This window comes from Paenibacillus allorhizosphaerae (assembly GCF_042659105.1).
In the GTDB taxonomy this organism is placed as follows: Bacteria; Bacillota; Bacilli; order Paenibacillales; family NBRC-103111; genus Paenibacillus_G; species Paenibacillus_G allorhizosphaerae.
Genome location: NZ_JBHSRV010000001.1, coordinates 638162 through 657335, shown reverse-complemented (window position 1 = coordinate 657335; position 19174 = coordinate 638162). Strand labels below are relative to the sequence as shown.

The window sequence follows — 19174 nt, the reverse complement described above, 5'->3', positions numbered from 1 at the left end:
GAACTTAGCCGTTTTTGAGAATAAAATGGACGCTGCATAGACGATACAAAATAGCATTGTTGCTACAATCGTATTGAACAGGATAGGCGATCGCGGAACATCTGCAAGTCGAATACCGCGTCGGAAGAGAGAAACAATGGCGGGGAAACCGAACGATAGGCAGCCGTTAACGAAAATAGGGCGGTGTGATGCTGTGCAGCCCGTTTTCCGATAAATTCCATATGAGGGGGAAGAACTATGGCACGTCGAATGCTGAAATGTATCGCTTCTCTATCTTGTATTCTCTCCATGACCGCAGCTTGCAGCGGACAAACCGCTCCGAATCCGGGAGCGGACCCGAAGTCGCCGAATCCGCCGGGGGCAACCAAGGAACCGGTAGAACTTACCTTTTACTACATGTATGCGGATTCGAACGAAGAGCAGTTTATGAAAGAACATGGCAGTCTTATTCAGAAGAAATACCCCAACTTCTCCTTCAAGTTTCTCCAGAACACGAAAGGCAACTCCTTGCAAGACATCATCGCCTCGAAGACAAACATCGACGTATTTATAACCATTAATCCCAGCATGATGTCCATTAAAGACGTAGAGCTCGACGGAGACATATCCGATCTTGTCAAGAAATACGCGTTCGATCTGGGCCGATTTGACCCTGCGATTATCGAAGGATTAAGGAAGGTCGGCGAAGGGAAGCTGCCGGGGCTGCCGTTTAAGGTCAATACGCTCGGGCTGTTTTACAACAAGGACATCTTCGATAAATTCGGCGTTCCCTACCCGAAAGACGGGATGACATGGGACGAAGTGAACGAAACGGCGAAGAAATTGACCAGGGTCGACGGCGGCGTCAATTACCGCGGGTTCGGTATTCGGACGTGGGGGCAGCTGCTGCAGCTGAACCAAATGTCGCTCAAGCTGGTGGACGCGGGAACGAAGAAATCAACGGTCAACAACGAGATGTGGAAGCAGTACTTGGCGAAATTTACGCCGTTGTTCCAGATGTCCGGCTACGAGCCTACCTCGGCATTGCTGCAGGATGCAAAGCAAAACGATTTGTTCTTTAAAGAAAAAAGCTTGGCGATGCTTGTGCAAATGAATTCGGATTACCCGAAGGCATACCAGAAGCTCGATATCAATTGGGACGTCACGACATTCCCTACATTCAAAGAAAAACCGGGCGTCGGACCACAGCCGGATGTCGTCTATTATGCGCTGTCGGCGAATAGCAAGCACCGGGACGAGGCGTTTCTCGCGATGGCGGAGATGACGACCGATGCCGTTCAACTGGAAAGAAGCCGGCTCGGCAACCCATCCGTGCTGAAAAGCCCGGCGATCCGCGATGCGTTCGGAGCGGACGCACCCGACTTGAACGGTAAAAACAAGAAAGCGCTCGTACCGGAAAAATACGCCGAACCAACCCAGTACACGAAATATAATTCGAAGGTGGTCGCGCCGCTTGCTGGCGGGTTCCGAAATATCATATTGGGTACGAAGGATGCCAATACGGCTTTGCGGGAAACGGAAGAGAAAGCGAACAAAGACATCGAGACGATGGACGGCCCGCAGCCTGCGAAGTAACAAGCGAATGTAACAGTTGAACGACAGCATGCAGAAAGCGCAGGTGTCATATCCAGATGAAGATCAACTTTACGATCGACAAACAATCGTCCCTTCGAATCATCTTATACACGCCGGAAGTTTATGTAGAACCGACGCACTGGCATGATTGCATAGAAATCGGGTATTGCCTTTCGGGAAAGGGACGGTTTTATTTTGGCGATAAAACGTACGCGGTTCAACCGGGCGACGTGTATGTCGTCAATCATTTGGAGCGGCATATTGCCGTGTCCGAGCCGGAAGATCCGAGCACGTTTCTGTTCCTGCTGTTCGAAATGGTGACGCTGGAACAGATTGACCCCGACCTCACGATGCCGTTCATTTACAAACCGGAGGAGTTCGACAACCGGATTGACGCCGAGCATCCGATCGCCCAGGAAATCGGGGTATTGATGAAGCGAATTTGGCGCGAAAACCAGCAGAAGCAAACCGCTTATCCCAAAATTATGAGAAGCGTCCTGCTGCTCATCTGCTCGCTGCTCGACCGCTATTCCAGGGAAACCCGGATTCTGTCGCAAACAAGCCGCGTACTCTCGAAATACAACGCGATCCAGCCGGCATTGACGTATATACGGAAAAATTATCACGAGGAGCTGAGCCTGGAAGATGTGGCCGCCCAGCTCTCCTTAAGTCCGTCGAGAACGCGCCATCTGTTCTATGAGACGATCGGGGAAGGCTTCAAGACGTATTTGCTCCACACGAGAGTCAACGAGGCGAAGCGGCTGCTCCTTCAGACGGACAGGTCGATCACGGACATTTACTTGCAGTGCGGCTTTCAAAGCACCGCATCGTTCTATCGCGCGTTCAAAAAAAATGCCGGCATGTCCCCCGTCGAATATCGGGAACGGTCGTTAACGCGAGCCTTGACTCACGATTATGAGAAAATGGAAGTTTTGCTGCAGTAACGCGACAAAACCAGATCGGCATAAGCACAGGAGATGAACGTATGAACAATAAATTCGTCACCACGATGGAAAATGGGGCAAACGCTGTTGCGCTTCGCATCGATCGGGCATGCGACTGGCTGGCGATCCGGTTTGAATACGACCGGGAACGATCCTGGATCTGTATGCAGCTGTGGGACCCTGCCGGCAGGCTGCGCTATACGCATCTTGATTTTTATCAGGATCGTCATGCGGTCATTCATTGCGATCCGGGCCGCACGGATTTGATGGGGGTACCCGGACCTGTGGACGCCGGGGAATGGAAGCTGACTTTCGCCTTCAAAGCGCCGAAGACGTTCACCCTCGAGTGGGAAGCGGGGGACGGCATGCCGCCTGCGGAACTAACGGTTCCACCCCAACGGCTGCGCCGCTGGTGCGATGCGGGCGGGGAGACCGGCGGAGGTTATGCACTGAATCGGTACGATTGGAATGAAAGCGTAGAAACCGGCAGCCGCTGGTACAAGGGGGATTTTCACACGCATTCGCGGTTATCCGACGGGAAAATGTCACCGGAACAGCAGATGCGGCAAGCGCATGTGAGAGGTCTCGATTTCTTCGCAGTTACCGATCATAATCTTCTTCCGGCTTCATGGCCGGAAGGCGGCGTGTTGGTCATTCCCGGAATCGAATTCACATCGCTGAAGAAAGGCCACTGGAACGCGCTCGGATTAAACCGGTGGCTTGATTGGACGGAAGGACTGACGGAAGACGGTGTGTTCACACAGGAATTGCAAAACCGTTTAATGGAACAAGCGGGACGGCTTGGAGCGATCCGGTCGATCAACCATCCGATGATGGCGCATTTTTCGTGGCTTTATACGGAAACGCCGCTTGCTTACATCGATACATTGGAGATTATGAACAGCCCGAACTGCTCGGGCGGTCCCGGCTTCACCGAGCGAGCGCTTGCTTTATGGGGGACGTTATGGAATGAAGGATACTGCGTCCCGGGCATCGGGGGCTCCGATACGCATATGCTGCCGAGCGAGCTGTATAAGGAAACGGGGCTGCCTTCTTTCATCGGCGATCCGGCGAATTACGTCTATGCGGATGGTCTATCCGCCGCCTCGATTCTGCAAGCCGCCCGCAGCGGGCGCGTATACGTGTCGCGGGGGCCTGAGCTGGATATCGGCATATCCGTGGGGAACCAGCCGTATATGCTGGGTGACGATCTGACGAATGCCCTCCGTGCTTCGACGGACGGATTGGTGCGTTACCGACTAACCGTACGGGGTGCGGCGGAGTGTGAACTGCATTTGGTCGAAAACGGCACCATAACGGCCAAGTATCCTCTTAGGACGAACGAGGAAACGTTGGAATTTCCATTGGATTGGGGACACGAGCCATATGTTTGGGGAAGAGTGGACATCCGCTCGGCGGAAGGGAGACTTGTTGCTTTCACAAATCCGGTATATAGCGGCGCCAGGAAACCGGATATCAAGACATGGGGGGAGCTGCTCACGATAGCGCAGTCGTTATCAGCCAGTGAGTAAGCGCGTGAAGATGAGAGGACCGGCATGGTTGGGGCTTGCTCTTGTTTCCGTCGTTATTGCGCTCGGGGTGTGGTATCTCACCGTGTCATCCGGTTCGTGGATAGTCGATTCTTCGCTTCCTTCGGACGTTCGGTCTGGACGGCAGACGGCGGCATCACCCGTGAATACGGATGATGTGTTCGACGTGAAGAAATACAAGGATCAGCTAACGATTCGTTATTTGTATATGGACGGCAAGGTGCATTCCGGCGATGCCATTGTCATCCAAACGCCTGACGGAAAGACGATGATGATTGACGCCGGTTTACCGGAAGCCGGGGGGCAGGTCGTTCAGCATTTGAACCGGCTCGGCATCGGGAAAATCGATGTCGCGGTCAACACGCATCCGCACATTGACCACATCGGCGGCTTTGAGTCGGTCATTTCGTCCAAGCAAGTAGCGCAATTTTATATGCTCAACACAAAGAACAGCCTATGGGGAGCGTATTACCAAAACGTACTCAAAGAGATGAATCAAAAAAACGTACCGTTGTCCTTTCTGGAGGAAGGCGCGTTGTTTGCGCTCGGCAGCGATGTGATGGTGGAGATCCTTAGTCCGGAAAAAGGCGTGCTGCCTGCGGCAATCACAGGCCGCGATCTTCAAGTCCCCGTCAATATGAACTCGATGGTTTTAAAAGTGACCTATAAAGCGCAGAGCTTTCTGTTCACCGGCGACATTTATAAGGACCGGGAAGTCGAACTGATTGCCAAGTACGGAAGCAAGCTGCACGCGGACTTGCTCCACGCGCCGCATCACGGGATGACGACATCGAATACGCCACAGCTCTTTCGTACAGTCGCACCGAAAGTGGTGATCATGAGCTCGAATTTGTTCTCGAACATCCGGCTAGCCAACGATTTGAAGCAGCAGGGCATGCAGGTGTATTCCACGGCTGAGAACGGAACGATTCTCATCACGTCGAACGGCAAAGACATGCAGGTGATTCCAGAGAAAAGCGGACGTTCCGCACAGACGGCGAGCGCGAGCGGTACGGGAAATCAGAGCGATCCGAAGGTGAATCTCACTTTTTATTATGCGTATTCCGGGTCGAGCTTCGAGATTTTCATGGAAAGCTACGGGAAGTTCATCCAGAAGAAATATCCGAACTTCAGTTTTACTTTCATACAAAACGAAAAAGGGTCTACGTTGGATGATCTGGTGAAAACGGGAACCGGCGTTGACGTTTTTATCACAAGCCATCCGGCGATGATGCAGATCAAGGAACGGCAATTGGCCGGCGATATTTCGGGGATGGTCAGCTCTCATCCGTTTGACTTGGAACGGTTTGAGCCGGTAGCCATCAATGCGGTAAAACAGATGGGCGAGGGCGGTAAACTGCCCGGACTTCCATTTCGTCTCAATGCTTTGACGATATTCTACAATAAAGATTTATTCGATAAATTCGGCGTTCCTTATCCGAAAGAAGGCTGGGTATGGGAAGAAGCGTATGACACAGCCAGACGGCTAACGAAGGAAGACAATGGCATCCAATATCGGGGACTAGGCGGACGAACGACCGGGAATTTGATGCAGTTGAACCCCTATTCGTATCCTCTCGTCGATACCGCAACGCATAAGGCTGTCATTGCCGATGTCAACTGGAAGCGATACTTGGATACGATCATCCCGTTCTACCGAATGCCAGGCTACGATCCGACAGCCGACTTGCTCGAAAGCGCAGCGCAAACGGGGCTGTTTCAAAAGCAAAAAACGCTCGCGATGCTGATCGCCATGAATTCCGACTACCCGAGAGCCGCGAATGTACCAGGCTTGCAGTGGGATGCGGCGCAGCTGCCGGAATTTCCGGATCGGAAAGGCATCGGCTCCCAGCCGGATGTCGTCTACTTCGTTTTATCGGCAACAAGCAAGCATAAGGAAGAAGCATTTCTAGCCATGGCGCAGATGACTACGGATGAAGTGCAGACGCAGCTTGCAAGAAACGGCATTGCGCCTGTGCTTAAAGGCGCGGCGATCCGTGACGTGTTCGGCCAAGACAATGCGGACTTGAAGGGCAAAGATGCGAAAGCGATGCTTCCGGTCCGCTATGCCGAACCCGCGCCGTATACGCCTTATAACCCGAAGGCGGTTTCAGCGATTTCAAGCGCGTTTAACAGCATCGTGCTGCAGCAGAAAGATACGGAGACGGCACTCAAGGACGCGGAGGCCAAGGCGAACCGGGATATCGCTGCCCAGCTCCCGGCACAAACGAAACCGTAGCGTGTTTGCCTTGAGAGAGGCACGCTTGCGAATTGTGACCGGCGTCGGCCGGCATTCGCGATGAAGCGGGTACAGCCGCTTCCGCTCCGTTTCGTGAACGAGCGGGGCGGAGGCCGCGCTTCTACTTGCGGTCGCATACTCGGAATAAACATTGGAGGTTCATCGAAATGGCACATATGACGATTCGCGCAGATAGGATCATCGGTACGTTTAAGCCGCTTCACGGCGTCAACAACGGTCCCGTATGCTACGGCTCCCTGATCGATGTTTCGCATTATTATGCAAAAACGGAAATTCCGCTCGTCCGGCTGCACGATCCGAACTGGCCGCATGCGTGGGAGGTGGACATTCATACGATATTTCCCGATTTCTCGAAAGACCCGGCCGATCCGGCGAGCTACGATTTCTCGAGAACGGACGAATATATCCGTACGATCGTCGCGACCGGCGCGGACATCGTCTACCGACTCGGGGAAAGCATCGAGCATACGGCAACCAAATACTACATTCATCCTCCGGAAGATTACGGCAAATGGGCGCAAATCTGCATCGGCATCATCCGCCATTACAATCAAGGCTGGGCGGGCGGATTTCATTACGGGATCAAGTATTGGGAGATATGGAACGAACCGGATAAAGTCGTCGGTCCAAAGCACAAGATGTGGTCGGGCACCTGGGAACAGTTTTATGAACTGTATGCTGCGGCGTCGACCGCCATTAAGCGGTTTGACCCGCAGCTCAAGGTCGGCGGATATGCCGCTACTTCCGTGAATCGCGACGATTTTTTGAACGAGTTTTTGACCGTTTGCCGTGATCGCCGGCTGCCGCTGGATTTCTTCTCTTGGCATGTGTACTCCGCCGACCCGCAGCAAATTGTGAAGGATGCCCGCTTTGCCCGCGAGAAGCTGGATGCGTACGGGTATCCGCAGGCGGAAAGTCACTTGAACGAATGGAACTATTTCGAAGGAGACTTCCGCACGATATGGCAGCCCGGCAACGAGCATATCCGCAGACTCGTGTTCGAACGGGCCAAAGGAAGCGTCGGCGCCTCGTTCGTTGCAACGGTGCTGATGCTGATGCAGGATTTGCCCGTCGATGCCGCCAACTACTACGACGGCCAGCCTACGGCGTTGTTCTGCGGGTTATTCGACTACTATGGCGTGCCGCAGAAAGCTTACTATGCTTTCGAAGCGTTCCACGAGCTGCTGCAGCATCCGCAGCGCGTGCACGCAGCCGTAAGCGAAACTGCTCCCGGCATCACGTGCTGCTGCGGAGCGGATGCGTCGGGCCATATCGCGCTGTTGATCAGCAATTATAACGGGAAGAGCGGCACGTATCATATCGAGGTTCAAGGCATTGCGAGCGGAAGCGAATTCCTCCTGCAAACGTATGTGTTGAACGACAAACAGGAGCTTGATTTGCAGGAGGAGAGCACCCGGAACATTGCAAGTCTGGAGCTGTTCATCCCTCAGCATACCGTCCTGCTGTTGAAAGCTGCGCCGGTATGAGCGCCACTTCATCAGCGGATATGTTTCGAGGAAGGGAGCGGGGGTATGAAAGTACTGGTCGGCGGCATTATTCAGGAGAGCAACACGTTCAGTCCGATGAGAAGCACGATGGAAAATTTCCGGCGGCATCACTTGGTTATGGGCGATGACATGCTGGCGATGCGCACGGAGAATGAAATCAAAGGCTTTTTGCAAGCGGCATCGGAGCAAGGCGTCGGCGTCATCCCGACCTTCTCGGCTAACGCCGTATCTTCCGGAGTATTTAAGGATACGGCATTAAGCGAATTGCTGGGTATGGTGGAGGCTCATCTTCAATCCGCGAGCCGCTATGACGGCGTCTACTTCGCACTGCATGGCGCCATGGCGGCGGAGGGCTGCGACGACGTGGAAGGCGAGTTGATCGAGCGGATTCGCAGCCATATTGGGAAAGCGATTCCGCTGGTCGTATCGCTCGATCTTCACGCCAATGTAACACGGCGTATGGTGAATGGCGTGGACGGTCTCGTAGGCTTTCGCACGTATCCGCATACGGATTTTGTCGAAACCGGCTACCGTTCGGCACAGCTGCTGTTCTCGATCATGCGCAAGGAGCTCCGGCCTTGTAGCGCCTTCCGCAAGCTGCCGATGATCGTACCTGCGGAAAACAGCCAAACGTCAAGCGGACCATTTGCCGATTTGTGGAAGGAAGCGGAAAACGGAGAAGCCGAGGGGCATTCGGTCGTTACTTCGCTTTTCCCGGTGCAGCCGTGGCTCGACGTGGAAGAAATGGGTATATCGGTAGTCGTTGTAGGGAAGGAGCCGGAGCATGCCGAGCGGGAGGCTGACCGGATGGCCGAACTGTTTTGGCAAAAACGCCGGGAGTTTGAGATCGAACTGTTCCAGGTGAAGGAGATCGCGGAGCGGGCGCTTCAGTCACGAGAGGAAGATGGCTTGAACCGATACCCTTATATCATATCGGATTCGTCGGATAGTCCTGGGGCAGGAGCGACAGGAGACAGCAATTTTGTACTTCGTGAGCTTCTGGAGCTGGGCGTTCACAACCGGCTTGCGTGCTTGTTGACGATGGTCGATGCGCCGGCCGTCGCAAAGGCGATTGAAGCCGGTGTCGGGTGCAGCGTGACCATGGAGGTAGGGTACACGCTCAATCCGAACCGTGCTCACGGCAAGCCGGTGCAACTTACCGGCACCGTGCGCAAAATCGGCGACGGACGATTTCAGCTGCAAGGCGGATACGCCAAACATACGACGGCGCACATGGGGCGGTGCGTTGTGCTTGACATTGGAAACGTGTCCTTGCTCATCACCGAGAAGCCGACCTTTACCGGCGATCCGGCGATGTACCGCAGCATGGGGCTTGAGCCGTCGAAAGCGGACATCGTCCTCGTCAAATCGGCCAATCAATTCCGCGCCGATTACGAGCGGTTATCAGACCGGATCTTCATCCTCGACACCCCGGGCTGCAGTCCGGCCAATGTGCGGCGTTTGCCATATAGCAAGCTGCCTCGCCCGTTTTATCCGTTCGACGACGATTTCATATGGAGTGGAGGAAGCGTACGATGAGACTCGAAGGTAAGGTTGCTGTCGTTACCGGGTCGTCCCGTTCCATCGGTGCCGCCGTGGCGAAACGGTATGCAAGAGAGGGCGCCAAGGTCGTGATCAATTACCGTTCGCATCCCGAGCTGGCCGATCAGGTTGTTGCGGACATTAAAGCCCAAGGCGGCGAAGCATTCGCGTACTGCGCGGATGTTTCGAAGGAAGCGGAAGTCATCCGTATGGTTGATGAAACCGTAAGGCAGTATGGCGGCATTCACATCCTGGTCAATAACGCGGCGATGGACCCAAGGAGAACATGGAATGAAATTACGGTCGAAGAGTGGGATCACGTGATGGGAGTTAACGTGCGATCCCAATTTTTGTGCGCAAAAGCCGTATTTCCGTATATGCAGGAGCAAGGATACGGGAAAATCATCAACGTGTCCTCGGTCACGTTTTTTACGGGGCAGAAGCAATTTTTGCATTACGTGACTTCCAAAGGCGCCATCATCGGCTTTACCCGTGCGTTGGCGCGTGAGGTGGGCGAGCATGGCATTACGGTGAACTGCATTACGCCGGGAGCGGTTCTAACGGAGACGGAATACGAGAAGGTCAGCGCGGAGACGATCGAGGAAAGCGCGCGGTTTCTTGCCAAAGCGCAATGCTTCTCCCGCCGTGAAATCGCCGCCGATGTGGAAGGCGCGTTCGTGTTTCTCGCCTCGCCGGACAGCGATTTTATCAGCGGGCAGACGCTCAATGTCGACGGCGGCTGGATGATGCATTGACGAGTTTATGATGATGTCGGAAAAGGGGGGACCGGTCGTGAATAAGAGGAACGAGACGATGGCGAGTCAGAAAGTTCGGCAAATAAGCTTCGAGGGCGACGCGCTGCGGATGTCAATGGACTGGACCGTGGACGATCTCGACAAAGTTCAGGTGCTCGTGGAAAGCACGGAAGGCTCCAGCCACCCGAGCTCATATCATCTGGGGGAATTAGCGGCGGAAGCGGAGAAGGGCGTTTTGCAAATGGGGGGCAAGCCGGCGCGCTATACAACAACCGATATTTGCGACGGAATTGCGCAAGCGCATGCGGGGATGCATTATTCCTTGGCATCGCGCGATTTTATCGCGTCCATGGTTGAAATTCATGCGCTTGCGACGCCGTTCGATGCGATGGTGCTCAGTTCGGCCGGCGATAAAGCGGTTCCGGCACATTTGATGGCGATCGCACGGCTCGACATTCCGGCCGTTCACGTTCCGGGAGGCGCGATGGGAGCCGGCCCATGCTTGAAATCGAATGAAGAATTATGGCACATGAGCGTCGAAGTGAAGGAACAGAAAATGTCGAAGGACGAATTTTTGGCGTTCCAGCGGACGTGCTGCCCTACTTGCGGCGCGTGCCAATATATGGGGACCGCTGCGACCATGCAGGTGATGGCGGAAGCCCTTGGCCTGGCGCTTCCATGGTCTGCGCTTATTCCGGCGACCAACGCGGAGATTCGCCGCATGGCGAGGGCCGCGGGTCATCATGTAATGAAGCTGCAGCTGGAAGGCATTACGCCGTCTCGCATTTTGACGAAGGAAGCGTTCGAGAATGCGATTATGGTTCATTCCGCCATCGGCGGCTCTCTCAATGCCGTGATGCACCTGATCGCCATCGCCGGGGAAGTCGGGATTGCACTCGATGCGGAGCTGTTCGATCGAATCCACCGCGACGTTCCGGTGCTGGTCGATACGAAGACGGCCGGGAAATATCCGACGGAGCTGTTCTGGTATGCAGGCGGAGTCCCGATGGTCATGAAGGAGCTGAAACAAAGCCTGCATCTCGACTGCTTGACCGTGACGGGACGAACCGTCGGCGACAACCTGGACCAATTCGAACGGAGCGAGATGCCGAACTTTGCCGAGATGTTTCTGGCGAACTACAAGCTGAACAAGCGCGATGTCATCTATCCGTTAGCGAAGCCGTTGAAAGCGGAAGGATCGATGGCGCTGCTGCGAGGCAACCTGGCACCGCGCGGAGCGACGATCAAAAAATCGGCCGTCGTCGAAGACATGATGGTGCATCAAGGGCCGGCCCGGGTGTTCGACGACGAAACATCGGCTGTGGATGCTTATTTGAGCAAGGCGATCCTGCCCGGCGACGTCATCGTCATTCGTTATCAGGGACCGAGAGCGGTCGGCATGCCGGAAATGTTTTACATGTCGGAACTGATCGCTTCCGACCCGGTTCTTTCCAAGACGACGGCGCTCGTCACGGACGGCCGGTTTTCCGGCGCTACGCGCGGGCCCTGCATCGGTTACATCTGTCCGGAGGCGGCGGACGGCGGAGCGATTGCGCTGCTCGAGAACGGCGATATCGTGCGGATCGACATTCCTGCACGCAAGCTGGACGTCGTCGGGACGGAAGGGGCGCTGCGGGAAGATGAAGAGATGGGGCGAATTATGGCCGATCGGAGAGCGCGCTGGGAGCGCCCGGTCTTTCGCCATTCGGGCGCGCTTGGGCAGTATACCCGTTTGGCGAAGCCGGCGCTGGAAGGCGGTTCCATCCAGCTGTAACGAACGGATGCTGGAGGAAGGCGTGCTGCTTCGCCCGAACGGACTGTGGTATATTTCCGCCGTTCACGGCGAGTGCGAAGTGGAACAAACGTTGCGTGCCGTAGACCGGGCGCTTGCGAAGCTGTAACCATAGTACGTTCCAATGTTCTAGTCCTAGTTGGCCCCACACTGCTTTCTGTATGCTTCCAATTGCTTGAGAAATAGCAGGATTCTCCGCTCATCCTGGAGTGCCCGGAGAAATCCGCGCTCGGCTGCCGATTTATCTCTCACACTCTTATGGTTGAATGTGCGGAGTAGGAGGTATACGGTCTGAGGAAATCGCAGCCAGACTTTAAGAAAAGAAAAGTCCTTTCGCGTGAGCTTGCTAACGGATTGATATCCGTCAAGGAACGAGCGGGCAATGGTAAAATTCCATTTATGGTCCTTGCAGGAATTATAGATGACTCTATACAAGTCGTATGCACGCAAATCGAGTCGGAGGGTTTCGAAGTCAATGAGATGTACGCCTTTCGCATTGATGAGAAAGTTTGTCGGGCCCCCATCCCCGTGACATAATTGCGCTTTACTTCGATGGGCCTGGCAGACGGCTTTATAATTGGATTGTTGTAAGAGACGGCGCGCCTCCTCGGAATAGCCTAGAATCTCGCTGCCATGCTGCTGCAGATAACGATCCATGGCCCGATGATATCCATTTCGTCGGGCAGTGAATACGAGCTTCTTTAGAAGAGCATGCTGACTTGCGAGAACGCCAGGCCATTTTCCGATCATGTTGAAAGCTCCCGCTTTGTAAGGGCCCATATGACACGCTCGGTGAAATTGTGCGAGGGCTGCCCCGCAGGCCTGCATATCTTTACGCGAATGAACAGCTGGCCATCTCCCTTGAAGCCATGGTGAGAGGATAAAGCAGCTACGGCTATTCGTCTTGACGAATAGCCGTTTCCCTTGCCTTTTGAGCGGGTCTCGCCAAGCGACTTTGGTGAACCCGTTTTTTTTTACGGCAAGGAGTGTCTTGTCGATCCAACGCAAACGGGATTCGGAGCAAGGCATCCGCTTCAAGCAATAGGATTCGCGGTTAGGCAGGACGATGCGATAAACCCCTCGTTGCACGAAGGCTGTGCGTGCGGCTCTTACCCCGAATCGGGCAACAAGCCCAGCTGCCGCAGAAACAGATTTCATAACTGTTCACTTCCTTCTGTTCGATGTCGAGGCTTGAAGGTTCTTGAAAAGTTTGATATACCGTTTTGCTGCATCCGGCCACCTATTGCGGTTAGCTACGATACGGGCCATCCGGATCCTCTTGTTTGTTCTTTCTGGGTTAGCCAATACTTTTTTAATCGCTTTTGCGATAGACTTTCCTGTCACACTGGGAATGATCTCCGCATTGCGATGATTGACAAAATCTCTTAGCCCGCCGGCAAGCGTGGAAACGAGCGGGTTCCCGTTCGCCATCGCTTCAAGTGCGACAAGGCAAAACGATTCTCCTTGCTTGCTTGGGACGACGACGATTCCCATGGAAGCATAGATTCGTTTCATGTTATGTGGCGGAAGAAACCCGAGAAAACGGATTTTCGAAGCAAAGCCTTTACGGTGTGCGATGGAAAAAAGCTTTCTGCGATATTTTTGAGAGCCTTTTCCAACAATGGTAAGCCGAAGCTTTTTATGGTTACGGGACAGCTTGCCGGCCGCCTCGACCAGAGGATCGACGCCTTTGGAGGAGATCAGCCTTCCGACATACAGGAGCTCATGCCGTGGAGCTTTTGTGATTCGAGAGGGTATCTCAACTCCGTGAGGGATGACAATCGTTTTGGTTGAAGCCGTAGGAAACCGCTGTACGATCTGGTTTCGCAGCCACCCGCTGGGAACGACGATTCGGTCGGAGCCGAGTATCAGCGCTCTCTGGATGTTTTTTCTGCGTACGGCGGAAAGGGTATTCGTTTTTTCTGAAAGGATGAGTGAATGGCACGTATACAAGATAGGAGTTCGATGTTTTTTCTTGTACGATAGCGCCTCATTCGCATACTCCAGACTATGCACATGAATGATATCAGGTTTTCGCGAAGCAAGTGTAGAAGCAGCGCTTACCAGTGAACCCGTTTTGTAGGAACCATACTCGTAATAGCGTTTGGTCTGCGGAATCCGAATGATTACCATACGAGGGAGTCCCGCAAACGCGACTTGCTTTGAAGCGCTTTTGCTCCATACGATAACCTTCACGTTTTCCTTGCTTATCGCCTTCGAAAGCTCAGTCGCTACTGTTCCAAGGCCTCCAACGATGTAAGGACTAAACTCCGTGGTCAAGACCCAAACGCAAGTAGAACGGCTTTCTCCCATATCCGTAACCTCCCTTTCGGAATAATTTGATCCGACTTATCTAGCCTGACCCCCAAGCTGCTCGGTTTGGTGATACAAAGGCCTGACGGGAATCTCGAAGAATAAAGCAAATATATCCTTATTGGGATATGCGGCTGTTACGGTTATGGTATGGGTGGATATAAGCGCCTGTGGAAAAAAGGTTTTTTCTGTGTAACCGACTAAAGCGCTATTCAATCTTTAATGACAACCCCCGATTCGTCTCCCTCTTCGTCCACGCGATGAAGTCTAAACGTGTCGCAAAAATCATCATTGCAGCCGTAAAATACAAAAAGACAGCAAGTCGTCGCTGTCTTTTTTCTGCCTTATCGCTTGTCAACTCAATTCATTAGGCGGTTACGCCTTCTCGTTGTTCTCCTGATACTCATCCTGGTCGCTGCCATAAATAAAATCGACGCCCGGCTCAATGCCGGGATGGTAATTCGGGTATTCGACCTGCTGCTGTATGTCCGTGCTTATTTCTTTACCTTGCTCCTGTTGCTGCTCCGCCATGTGCTGAACCTCCTTCATTTATCATTGCGTTAGCTTTCGCCGATCAGAGGAAAAATATGCATATCGTACAGGTTTCCATTATAGCTGTAACTGGCTTTCACGTTTATGGGGGTTGTACGCTCGGATTGGGGATCGGCTGTCATGGCATACGAAGGAACCATATTTTTTATGAGTTCGGGCCATAGCCTAGCCCGGAAGGCTGCCGAAATCATACATTAGTGTAGTTGACTGAAATAAGTATCTCATGTCCACGATAAAGGAGCAGGAGTATGTCGAAGTTAAGCTGGTCGAAATGGACCAAATATCAATTGCTCGGAAAACATCGGAAGCTGGCCAAGTATTTGCCGGAAACGCGCCGACTCGATTCAAAGAATTTAAGCCGAATGTTGAACAAATATGGCGATGTGATCATTAAGCCTTCGGCAAGCTTCGGGGGGAAGGGCGTGATGCAAGTATCTGCGGAAAGAGAAGGACGATACTCGCTTCATTCCGACAAGAAAGTCAAAGTTTTCGGCAGCCTCAAAGAGCTGAGTGCCTACTTGAAACGCAAACATCTTCACAGTTATATCGTGCAGCGGCGCATCTCGCTGGCTAAAGCGAACGGCCGTCCGTTCGATTTGAGAGTCATGGTGCAGCGCCGTAAAAAATCGGATTGGACGGTAACCGGAAAACTTGCTAAAATTGCAGGAAAAGGGTATATCGTTACCAACATCGAGCGCAGTAAAGGAAAAGTCGTTTCGGTAAAAAAAGCGATACAGAGCTCGAAAATCAGCGGCAAATACAGCAAAGCTTTGATGTCAAAAATCGACAAAGTGGCTCTGCGGACTGCGAAGCATTTGCACAAATATTACAAGTGGATTCACATGACCGGAGTGGACATGGGATTGGATCATAAAGGGAGAATATGGATTATCGAGGCGAATTTCGATCCAGCGACTTCTTTGTTCCTCAAATTGAAAGACAAATCGATGTACCGCAAAATCATATCGTACAAAAAAAAGTGAGCCAGATGTTAAAATAAAATAAAATTTATGCTGTCGATAATCGGACAACGCTTGAAATGGAATGAGGCCGCATATGCTTTAGCGGTCTTTTTATTATGCGACCTGCCGGCGATTAGCGTACATTCGCTGTTGTTACGGGAGCCTGTTTCACTTACTATTGCGCTCCCGAACCCCCTCATCATCAGGACACAACTTTGAGATCGAAAGGACAGAGTACGCATGAGCCGAGTCATAACGGAGTCCGAACATTCCGGACCGTCAGCACAGCGGGAGCGCTCAACCGGGCAAGAGCGGAGTGCCGATTCCTTATCCCCGGGCGAAAAAGGGATGCGCCGCTACATGCCGGGGCTTGACGGCCTCCGAACGCTAGCGGTGTTCGCCGTCATTGTTTATCACTTGAACCCGGCATGGGCTCCCGGCGGTTTGCTTGGTGTCGGCGTGTTTTTTGTGCTGTCAGGCTACCTCATAACGGATATTTTGATTGCACAGTGGAAGAAAAAAGGGAAGATTGATCTGAAGGACTTTTGGCTCCGTCGTATGAGAAGATTGCTTCCATTGTTCCTGGTCATGCTTGTAGCGGTCGGAGGATGGCTTGTATTCACCAATCCGTCGAGATTGCCCATGCTTCAAGGGGATATTATTACATCGCTTCTGTACGTCAACAACTGGTGGCTAATTTTCCACAAAGTATCGTATTTCGAAAGCTTCGGCCCGTTATCTCCGTTCGGCCACCTTTGGTCGCTTGCGGTAGAGGAACAGTTCTACATTGTATGGCCCTTCCTGCTTTGGCTAGGGCTTCGTTTCGCACCGCGCAGGGGACGGCTTGCGGCAATCATAACGGTCGGAGCTGCGGCCTCGGCGATCGCCATGGCGCTGCTGTATGTGCAGGGAACCGATCCGAGCCGGGTGTATTACGGCACGGATACGAGAGCTTTCGCTTTGCTGATCGGCGCTGCGCTTGCCGTGCTTTGGCCGAGCTGGAAGCTTGCTGCCCCCACATCGACGCAAATGCGCAACGTGATCGATTCGGTCGGCAGCGCGGGATTGATTGTCATTATTTTCATGATTTGGGCAACGAGTCAATACGACGATTTTTTGTATCGCGGAGGCATGGTCGTGTTATCTTTGGCGGCTGCAGCCACGATCGCCGCACTCGTACATCCGGCCAGCCGGCTGGGTGCCATCCTTGGCTGCAAACCGCTGCGATGGCTCGGAGTCCGTTCCTACGGAATATACATATGGCATTATCCGATTATCGTACTGACCGATAATGCGGCTCCGGAAACCTTTGGGATCAGCGGCATGACGCAAGCGGCATGGCAAGTTGCGGCGGCCGTCGGGCTTGCAGCCTTATCGTGGCGTTTTGTCGAAGAGCCTATACGAAGAAGGGCATGGGTTCGGAAACCGTCGCGAAGAAGGGTACGGACCGGGAAGAGCGGGCTGATGTCCTATTCCATGGTATATTTATCGCTCGTCTTGATCATCGGCGTCATCAGCAAGCTCGAACCGCCCCACGGGACGACGGTCGTCAGCTCCGCGCCGCAAACGGTAATTTCCGATCATCCCGCGGGTCCGGAATGGATTTCACCGGATCGGCAGGCGCCCGGACCATCACAGGCAAGTACGGACTTTGAGGCGGTGCTGCCTGTCCAAGCGCAGCCGGAGCCTCCGGATGATACCGCCGCAGCAGGTCCGGTTCAGGCCGACATCGGGACCGATACCGCTTCGCCCGAGCAGCCTCCGGTTTCCGCGGTGCGCCCGCCGGAAGCCGAATTAAGCGTAACGGCGATCGGCGACTCCGTAATCCTGGATGCGGCTCCGTTCCTAAAACAGCAGGTGCCGGATATCATCATTGACGGAAAGGTCGGTCGACAATTTTCAGAAGCCAAAGAATTAACAATCCAATTGCAGAAAGATAAAAAGCTGGGCACTGTCGTTGTCGTGGAATTGGGTACGAACGGGACGTTTTCCAAGGAGCAGCTGAAGACGCTGTTGGAAACGATCGGGAGCGAGCGGAAGGTAGTGCTTGTAAATACCCGTGTACCTAGACCGTGGGAAGGGAACGTTAACGAGAATTTGAAGGAGGCTGCCGACACGGCCTCCAACGTTACGCTGGTGGACTGGTACTCGGCGAGCGCGGGCAAAAACGATTACTTTGCCGCGGACGGCGTTCATTTGAAGGAAGAGGGGGCCCGTTTGTACGCCTCTTTAGTCATAAAGGCGATCGGGATTCCCGCACGTGCGGAAGCGGCGGCTGCAAAGAGCGGGACCGATACAAATATCGCAAGCTGAGCGGTTCGCAGGACAATTGTTTTAACATGCAAGCGCAAATGGTAATATTACTTTAGGAAATTCAACACCGAAGGGGATTCGCCGCGTTGGAAGGCAAATGTGTAACCTATGAAAAATTCGGAAGTCCTGAACAAGTATTGCGTATCGAACATAAAAGCATCCGTCGTCCGGGAATAGGCGAGCTGCTGGTGCGCATGACGTCCCGGCCAATAAATCCGTCGGACCTCATTCCTGTAGGCGGAGCGTATGCGCATCGCATTGGTTTACCGGCCATCCCCGGTTACGAAGGCGTCGGGATCGTCGAAGAAACCGGGCCTACTGTTTCCCGGAATTGGCTCGGCAAGCGAGTGCTTCCACTGCGGGGGGAAGGCACATGGCAGCAGTTTGTAAACGCGCCCGCGGAGCTTGCCGTACTGCTGCCGGATACGCTGGACGACGACACGGCGTCTCAGTTATATATTAACCCGGTGACGGCGTGGGTTACATGTACGGAAGTGCTGCAATTAAAGCCGGACGATGTAGTGGTTGTGAACGCTTGCGGTTCATCCATCGGTCGTATTTATACGCAGTTGTCCCGCATTCTCGGCTTTCGGCTCGTTGCGGTCACGAGAAGTCGTTCCCACACGGCCGAACTGCTGGAGCACGGCGCCGTCGCCGTTATCCAAACGGACGACCCGTTAAATCCACTGCTCCATTCTACCGTAATGCAGCTGACGAACGGAGTGGGAGCAAACGCTGCCATCGATTCCGTCGGCGGCGCTTCCGGTATGGCATTGGCGTATAGCGCCCGGCCGGGCGGCAAGCTGCTCAGCATCGGTCTTCTGTCGGGAAAACCGCTGCAGGCCGCAGAAATCGCTCAAAAGACAGGGGCGAAACTGATGTTGTTTCACCTGCGTCATTGGAACAAGCAGGTATCCGCCGAGACGTGGCAGCGAACGTTTCGGCAGCTTATGTCATTCATCGGCAGCGGGCAATTGCGGCTCTGTGCGCCAAGCGCCCGTTTCGATTTATCGGATGTGAAGGAAGCCGTTCGCGCCGCTCAATCGACGGAGAAGGGCAACGGGAAAATTTTTTTGACCGGTTGAACGGAGCAATGCAGAGCGGAGAG

14 protein-coding genes are annotated in these 19174 nt (G+C 53.6%); 11 read left to right on the top strand and 3 right to left on the bottom strand.

Annotation, left to right across the window (positions count from 1 at the left end; genetic code table 11):
• Nucleotides 1–237: 237 nt before the first annotated feature.
• The 8 genes from ACFQI7_RS02780 (at nt 238) to ilvD (ending at nt 11908) form a co-directional block, all read left to right on the top strand.
• Nucleotides 238–1575, top strand: a complete 1338-nt coding sequence (locus ACFQI7_RS02780) for an ABC transporter substrate-binding protein (RefSeq protein ID WP_218096875.1) — start codon at nt 238–240, stop codon at nt 1573–1575.
• Between the two features lie 56 nt (nt 1576–1631).
• Entirely contained in the window at nt 1632–2519 is an 888-nt protein-coding gene (locus ACFQI7_RS02775; RefSeq protein WP_218096874.1) for an AraC family transcriptional regulator, read from the top strand.
• Between the two features lie 41 nt (nt 2520–2560).
• Nucleotides 2561–4051: a CehA/McbA family metallohydrolase gene (locus tag ACFQI7_RS02770; protein WP_218096873.1), complete on the top strand. Its 1491-nt coding sequence runs from the start codon at nt 2561–2563 to the stop codon at nt 4049–4051.
• Nucleotides 4052–4061: 10 nt separating this feature from the next.
• Nucleotides 4062–6308, top strand: coding sequence for an extracellular solute-binding protein (locus ACFQI7_RS02765; RefSeq protein WP_230414616.1), 2247 nt, complete (start codon nt 4062–4064; stop codon nt 6306–6308).
• Between the two features lie 167 nt (nt 6309–6475).
• Nucleotides 6476–7816 carry a GH39 family glycosyl hydrolase gene (locus ACFQI7_RS02760; RefSeq protein WP_218096871.1) on the top strand — a complete coding sequence of 447 codons (1341 nt, stop codon included), beginning with the start codon at nt 6476–6478 and terminating at the stop codon, nt 7814–7816.
• A gap of 45 nt (nt 7817–7861) precedes the next feature.
• A complete protein-coding gene (locus ACFQI7_RS02755; protein ID WP_218096870.1) occupies nt 7862–9376 on the top strand; it encodes a M81 family metallopeptidase in 1515 nt (504 codons plus the stop codon).
• The gene (locus ACFQI7_RS02750) at nt 9373–10134 is read left to right on the top strand and encodes an SDR family NAD(P)-dependent oxidoreductase (protein WP_218096869.1); all 762 of its coding nucleotides are present in this window, start codon (nt 9373–9375) and stop codon (nt 10132–10134) included. The genes ACFQI7_RS02755 and ACFQI7_RS02750 overlap by 4 nt, the downstream gene beginning before the upstream one ends.
• Nucleotides 10135–10171: 37 nt before the next feature.
• Complete coding sequence (gene ilvD / locus ACFQI7_RS02745; protein ID WP_218096868.1) at nt 10172–11908, top strand: dihydroxy-acid dehydratase; 1737 nt, start codon at nt 10172–10174, stop codon at nt 11906–11908.
• Nucleotides 11909–12061: 153 nt separating this feature from the next.
• Here the strand turns inward: ilvD and ACFQI7_RS02740 are convergent, their stop codons facing one another.
• From ACFQI7_RS02740 to ACFQI7_RS02730, 3 genes are all read right to left on the bottom strand, one after another.
• Nucleotides 12062–13084, bottom strand: a complete 1023-nt coding sequence (locus tag ACFQI7_RS02740) for a phosphotransferase (RefSeq protein ID WP_218096867.1) — start codon at nt 13082–13084, stop codon at nt 12062–12064.
• A gap of 6 nt (nt 13085–13090) precedes the next feature.
• The gene (locus ACFQI7_RS02735; protein WP_218096866.1) at nt 13091–14239 is read right to left on the bottom strand and encodes a glycosyltransferase family 4 protein; all 1149 of its coding nucleotides are present in this window, start codon (nt 14237–14239) and stop codon (nt 13091–13093) included.
• 375 nt (nt 14240–14614) lie between these two features.
• Nucleotides 14615–14770 carry a hypothetical protein gene (locus tag ACFQI7_RS02730; RefSeq protein ID WP_218096865.1) on the bottom strand — a complete coding sequence of 52 codons (156 nt, stop codon included), beginning with the start codon at nt 14768–14770 and terminating at the stop codon, nt 14615–14617.
• A gap of 269 nt (nt 14771–15039) precedes the next feature.
• Between ACFQI7_RS02730 and ACFQI7_RS02725 the strand changes: the two genes are divergently transcribed.
• The 3 genes from ACFQI7_RS02725 (at nt 15040) to ACFQI7_RS02715 (ending at nt 19151) form a co-directional block, all read left to right on the top strand.
• A complete protein-coding gene (locus ACFQI7_RS02725) occupies nt 15040–15774 on the top strand; it encodes a YheC/YheD family protein (RefSeq protein WP_218096864.1) in 735 nt (244 codons plus the stop codon).
• A 219-nt stretch (nt 15775–15993) separates the two neighbouring features.
• Nucleotides 15994–18066 carry an acyltransferase family protein gene (locus ACFQI7_RS02720; RefSeq protein WP_230414597.1) on the top strand — a complete coding sequence of 691 codons (2073 nt, stop codon included), beginning with the start codon at nt 15994–15996 and terminating at the stop codon, nt 18064–18066.
• 86 nt (nt 18067–18152) lie between these two features.
• Entirely contained in the window at nt 18153–19151 is a 999-nt protein-coding gene (locus ACFQI7_RS02715) for a zinc-dependent alcohol dehydrogenase family protein (RefSeq protein ID WP_218096863.1), read from the top strand.
• Nucleotides 19152–19174: the final 23 nt, after the last annotated feature.

What these genes read in the sequence shown, in the direction of transcription:
- ACFQI7_RS02780 (WP_218096875.1), top strand. Translation starts at nt 238, where the DNA reads ATGGCACGTCGAATGCTGAAATGTATCGCTTCTCTATCTTGTATTCTC.
- ACFQI7_RS02775 (WP_218096874.1), top strand. Translation starts at nt 1,632, where the DNA reads ATGAAGATCAACTTTACGATCGACAAACAATCGTCCCTTCGAATCATC.
- ACFQI7_RS02770 (WP_218096873.1), top strand. Translation starts at nt 2,561, where the DNA reads ATGAACAATAAATTCGTCACCACGATGGAAAATGGGGCAAACGCTGTT.
- ACFQI7_RS02765 (WP_230414616.1), top strand. Translation starts at nt 4,062, where the DNA reads ATGAGAGGACCGGCATGGTTGGGGCTTGCTCTTGTTTCCGTCGTTATT.
- ACFQI7_RS02760 (WP_218096871.1), top strand. Translation starts at nt 6,476, where the DNA reads ATGGCACATATGACGATTCGCGCAGATAGGATCATCGGTACGTTTAAG.
- ACFQI7_RS02755 (WP_218096870.1), top strand. Translation starts at nt 7,862, where the DNA reads ATGAAAGTACTGGTCGGCGGCATTATTCAGGAGAGCAACACGTTCAGT.
- ACFQI7_RS02750 (WP_218096869.1), top strand. Translation starts at nt 9,373, where the DNA reads ATGAGACTCGAAGGTAAGGTTGCTGTCGTTACCGGGTCGTCCCGTTCC.
- ACFQI7_RS02740 (WP_218096867.1), bottom strand. Translation starts at nt 13,084, where the DNA reads ATGAAATCTGTTTCTGCGGCAGCTGGGCTTGTTGCCCGATTCGGGGTA.
- ACFQI7_RS02735 (WP_218096866.1), bottom strand. Translation starts at nt 14,239, where the DNA reads ATGGGAGAAAGCCGTTCTACTTGCGTTTGGGTCTTGACCACGGAGTTT.
- ACFQI7_RS02730 (WP_218096865.1), bottom strand. Translation starts at nt 14,770, where the DNA reads ATGGCGGAGCAGCAACAGGAGCAAGGTAAAGAAATAAGCACGGACATA.
- ACFQI7_RS02725 (WP_218096864.1), top strand. Translation starts at nt 15,040, where the DNA reads ATGTCGAAGTTAAGCTGGTCGAAATGGACCAAATATCAATTGCTCGGA.
- ACFQI7_RS02720 (WP_230414597.1), top strand. Translation starts at nt 15,994, where the DNA reads ATGAGCCGAGTCATAACGGAGTCCGAACATTCCGGACCGTCAGCACAG.